Here is a 5,256-nt window from a genome sequence, read left to right as displayed (position 1 = left end):
CTCGGGCGCATCCCGATCCTGGATGTGGCGCCGGTGGTGGGGTGCGGCCGGTGGCCGGCCAAGGCCGTGGTGGGTGAGACGGTCGAGGTGTCGGCGACGGTGTTCCGTGAGGGGCACGAGATGCTGGGCGCGGCGGTGGTGCTGCGCACGCCCGAGGGCGAGGAGCTGCCCGGTCAGCGGATGAGCGAGGTCGGTGCGGGCCTGGACCGGTGGGCGGCCCGGGTGACGCCGACGCGGGCGGGGTCGTGGTCGTTCCGGGTGGAGGCGTGGGGCGATCCGATCGCGCACTGGTGGCACGACGCGCAGATCAAGATTCCGCGTGATCAGGACACCGAGCTGATGCTGGCCGAGGGGGCGCTGCTGTTCGCGCGGGCGGCCGAGGCCGTGCCGAGCAAGGATCGGCCCACTCTGGACCGGCTGGCGAAGCTCCTGGGAGACGAGACCGTCGCGGCCCTCGACCGGCTGGAAGCCGCGGGCGACCCGGATGTGGCGGATGTGCTGCAGCGGCACCCGCTACGGGACCTGCTGACGGTGAGTGACTGGCATTCCTTGGTCGTGCACCGCCATCGTGCGCTGTTCGGTGCCTGGTACGAGTTCTTCCCCCGCTCCGAGGGCGCCGCCTACGACCCCATGGGGCGGCGCGGGCCGACCTCGGGCACGTTCCGCACCGCGACCAAACGGCTGCCCGCGATCGCCGAGATGGGCTTCGACGTGGTGTACCTGCCACCCATCCACCCCATCGGTACCACCCACCGCAAAGGCCCCAACAACACCCTGGACGCCGGCCCGTACGACCCCGGCTCCCCCTGGGCCATCGGCTCGGCCGACGGCGGCCACGACGCCGTCCACCCCGACCTGGGCACCATCGACGACTTCGACGCCTTCGTCGAACACGCCCACACCTGCGGCCTGGAGGTCGCGCTGGACTTCGCGCTGCAGTGCTCCCCCGACCACCCCTGGGTGAGCGAGCACCCCGAGTGGTTCACCACCCGCGCCGACGGCACCATCGCCCACGCCGAGAACCCGCCCAAGAAATACCAGGACATCTACCCCCTGGACTTCGACAACGACCCCGACGGGCTCTACACCGAGATCCGCCGCGTCCTGCACCACTGGATGAACCACGGCGTGCGGATCTTCCGCGTCGACAACCCCCACACCAAACCCGTCGCGTTCTGGGAACGGCTCCTGGCCGACATCCACACCACCGACCCCGACGTCCTCTTCCTGGCCGAAGCCTTCACCCGCCCCGCCATGATGCACACCCTGGCCAAAATCGGGTTCCACCAGTCCTACACCTACTTCACCTGGCGCAACAGCGCCGCCGAACTGGCCGCCTACCTCACCGACCTGACCAGCGCCCCCACCGCCGACTACATGCGGCCCAACCTGTTCACCAACACCCCCGACATCCTCAACGAATACCTCCAGCACGGCGGCCGCCCCGCCTTCGAAATCCGCGCCGTCCTGGCCGCCCTGCTCTCCCCCACCTGGGGCATCTACTCCGGCTACGAACTGTGCGAGAACACCCCCGTACGGCCCGGCAGCGAGGAATACCGCGACTCCGAGAAATACCAGTACCGGCCCCGCGACTGGGACACCGCCGAGCGGACCGGCGCCACGATCGCGCCGCTGATCACCCGCCTCAACACCCTGCGCAACACCCACCCCGCCCTGCAGCAGCTACGCAACCTGCACTTCCACCACGTCGACCAACCCGAACTGCTCGCCTTCTCCAAACGCCACCTCGACGACGCCGTACTGGCCGTGGTCAACCTCAACCCCCACCACGCCCGCGAGGCCACCGTCCACCTGGACCTGCCCGCCCTCGGCCTGCCCGACGACCCCACCCGACCCCACACCGTCACCGACCAGCTCACCGGCGCCACCTACACCTGGCACCGCGCCAACTACGTCCACCTCGACCCCAACACCCAACCCGCACACATCCTGACGTTCCAGAAGGACGGAGGACGTGCGCGGGCCGGTGGGAACTGAGGTCCGGCGGTCAGGCCGGGTCGGTGCTCAGCAGGCGGTCCTCGATGGGGCGGCAGCCGGTGAACACCGAGCCGAGGCCCTCCCGGTCGATGACCCGGCGGAGCTTGGCGGGCAGCGCCGGCAGCGAGAGGCAGCCGCCCTCGGCGGCGACCCGCCAGCGGATGCCGAGCAGGATCGGCAGCGGGTCGGACCGCACCCCGAGCCGGTCGTGCATCCGCACCATGAGGTGCCGCAGGTTGCCCTCGACCAGCTCGGTCAGCGTGTCCCCGAGCCGCGGCACCGTGACCGCGTCGAGCACGCCGGACAGGTGGACCACCGTGTGGTCGCCGTCCCCGGCGGCCGTCGTGGTGATCATCAGCTCGGACGGCGCGGGCGGCGTGGGCGTGAGTCCGGCGTCCCCCGGGTGCAGGGCGCGGATGGCGTCCAGCACGTGGGTGGTGTCCACGTCCCGCGCGCCGGCGGCGGGGACGGGCGCGGCCGTGGCCGCGGCGACGTCCGGGTGCACCGGGACGAGCCGGCTCAGGCCGGTGAGCTGCAGCGCCCGCCGCACATGGGCCGACGGCTCCGGGACGACGGCGCGCAGCGGGCAGCCGAGCAGCTGCGCCCGCGTCTCCGCGCGGGCCAGCAGCACGAGGCCCGCCGCGTCCAGCAGGACGGCGTCACCGAAGTCCACGACGACCCCGGCGCGGGTGCCCGAGGCGAGGGACAGGGCCTTGCTCACCTCCTCCCGGATCCCGGCGTAGTTCTGCCAGCTGATCTGCGCGGGCATGCTCAGCACGATGAACCCTCGCCGGGTCTCGATGGCCAGGCCCGGCACGGCGGTGTCCTTCATCAGTCACGTTCCGATCGGGGTTCGCGCGCCCGCGGGGCGCTCGGCGGTGGCGGGAGAGCCGGGCGGCACCGGTGCCGGGCGGCCGCCCGGATACGGCGGGCGCCCGCCCCGGACGACGCCCGTCAGCCGGGACGCCGCGAGGCGTTCGATGGTCCGTTCCTCGGGCCGCACCCCGAGATGGGTGCAGCAGCACCACAGGTCGTCCACGCAACGGCGCACGTTCTCCGCCGGAACATCGGCGAAGCGAACGCGCAGCCGCGCCACGAGGTCATCGCGCGTCGGTACGACCGATGGCGACATCTCCCAGCGCTCCACTGTCCCTCCGATCGCTTTGGACGAATTCTTCTCGTCCGGGCTTGTCAGCGGCTCTGCCACCGGCCGCGCGGACGCCGGGCGAACGGGCGTCAACGGCGCGGCCGCCGAATGCGAGGCAGGTTCTGAGCTTGGAAATGCTCTACCCCCGGCATGCGACAGAAAAAGCGACGAACCTAAAAACACGGACATGACACAACCGTCGCGGAGCAAGCGTCCAAAGGCTCGGATGCCGGCGGCCGGGCGGTGAATAGACGTGTTTTTGCGCTACTTATCCGGGCCATACCGGGCCGCTACCGGGCGTTGACCCCGCGGTGCGCGGCGCGGCGGCCCCGGTGCTCGCGCGCACCACGCGATCTTCCTCGCGCTTGGTCCGCGGTCGCCCTCCCGAACGGGCCCTTGGCACCTGAAACCGGACGGACGGTCACGGAGCGTGCGGAAATTTTTACGTATGGTTGCCTCTGGTGAACGTCCCGGGAGGCGGCGGCGGGAATTGCTGATCTAGAAGTCTCCGACACACACCCGGGGTGACCCATGCACGGACAGCCGAAGAACCTCGCCAGCAGCACGTCCGACCGGGTCACCGGGCCGGAGCCGGGGGCGCTCCCGCACCGGGACGCCGCGGCGCCCGGCAGCCGGGCACTGCCGGACGCGTTCGATCCCGAGACGCCCCGCGACCCGCACTGGTTCAAGACCGCGGTGTTCTACGAGGTGTCGGTCCGCGGCTTCGCCGACTCCAACGGCGACGGCTACGGCGACCTGCGCGGCCTGATCAGCAAACTCGACCACCTGCACTGGCTGGGCATCGACTGCCTATGGCTGCTGCCCATCTACCAGTCACCCCTGCGCGACGGCGGCTACGACATCGCCGAATACACCCGCATCCTCCCCGAATTCGGCGAACTCGGCGACTTCGTCGAACTCATCGACCAAGCCCACGCCCGCGGCATCCGCGTCATCGCCGACCTGGTCATGAACCACACCTCCGACCAGCACCCCTGGTTCCACGCCTCCCGCACCGACCCCGACGGACCCTTCGGCGACTTCTACATGTGGGCCGACGACGACACCGGCTACCCCGACGCCCGCATCATCTTCATCGACACCGAAACCTCCAACTGGACCTACGACCCCGTCCGCGGCCAGTACTACTGGCACCGCTTCTTCTCCCACCAACCCGACCTCAACTACGACAACCCCGACGTCCAAGACGCCATGCTGGAAAACCTCCGCTTCTGGCTCGACCTGGGCATCGACGGATTCCGCCTCGACGCCGTCCCCTACCTCTACGCACGCGAAGGCACCAACTGCGAAAACCTCCCCGAAACCCACGCCTACCTCAAACGCGTCCGCGCCGAAGTCGACCGCCTCTACCCCGACCGCGTCCTGCTCGCCGAAGCCAACCAATGGCCCGCCGACGTCGTCGAATACTTCGGCGACCCCGCCGCCGGCGGCGACGAATGCCACATGGCCTTCCACTTCCCCGTCATGCCCCGCATCTTCATGGCCGTCCGCCGCGAACAGCGCTACCCCATCTCCGAAATCATGGCCCAGACCCCCAAAATCCCCGACTCCTGCCAATGGGGCATCTTCCTGCGCAACCACGACGAACTCACCCTGGAGATGGTCACCGACGAAGAACGCGACTACATGTACACCGAATACGCCAAAGACCCCCGCATGAAAGCCAACATCGGCATCCGCCGCCGCCTGGCCCCCCTCCTGGACAACGACCGCAACCAACTCGAACTCTTCACCGCCCTCCTCCTGAGCCTCCCCGGCTCACCCGTCCTGTACTACGGCGACGAAATCGGCATGGGCGACAACATCTGGCTCGGCGACCGCGACGCCGTCCGCACCCCCATGCAATGGACCCCCGACCGCAACGCCGGCTTCTCCAAATGCGACCCCGCCCGCCTCTACCTGCCCGTCATCATGGACCCCATCTACGGCTACCAAGCCGTCAACGTCGAAGCCCAGACCAACAACCCCGGCTCCCTGCTGCACTGGACCCGCAAAATGATCGAGATCCGGCAGCGCCACCCCGTCTTCGGCGTCGGCTCCTACGTCGAACTGTCCGCCTCCAACCCCTCCGTCCTCGCCTTCACCCGCGA

Annotated in this window: 4 protein-coding genes; 2 read left to right on the top strand and 2 right to left on the bottom strand. The window is 69.7% G+C overall.

Annotated features, from left to right (window positions below):
• Positions 1-1,998, top strand: a 1,998-nt coding sequence (locus E1200_RS31075) for an alpha-1,4-glucan--maltose-1-phosphate maltosyltransferase (protein ID WP_131955843.1), incomplete at its 5' end; no start/stop codon positions are given.
• A 10-nt stretch (positions 1,999-2,008) separates the two neighbouring features.
• On the opposite strand, the gene E1200_RS31070 is transcribed toward E1200_RS31075, so the two are convergent.
• Together E1200_RS31070 and E1200_RS31065 are read right to left on the bottom strand one after the other, a co-directional pair.
• Positions 2,009-2,830 carry an STAS domain-containing protein gene (locus tag E1200_RS31070; protein WP_131955841.1) on the bottom strand — a complete coding sequence of 274 codons (822 nt, stop codon included), beginning with the start codon at positions 2,828-2,830 and terminating at the stop codon, positions 2,009-2,011.
• A 3-nt stretch (positions 2,831-2,833) separates the two neighbouring features.
• Complete coding sequence (locus E1200_RS31065) at positions 2,834-3,130, bottom strand: hypothetical protein (RefSeq protein WP_131955840.1); 297 nt, start codon at positions 3,128-3,130, stop codon at positions 2,834-2,836.
• Between the two features lie 546 nt (positions 3,131-3,676).
• On the opposite strand from E1200_RS31065, the gene treS reads away from it, so the two are divergent.
• Positions 3,677-5,256, top strand: a 1,580-nt coding sequence (treS, locus tag E1200_RS31060; RefSeq protein ID WP_243708988.1) for a maltose alpha-D-glucosyltransferase, incomplete at its 3' end; no start/stop codon positions are given.

It is taken from the genome of Actinomadura sp. GC306 (assembly GCF_004348665.1).
Classification (GTDB): Bacteria; Actinomycetota; Actinomycetes; order Streptosporangiales; family Streptosporangiaceae; genus Spirillospora.
This window is presented reverse-complemented; position numbering and strand designations above follow the sequence as displayed.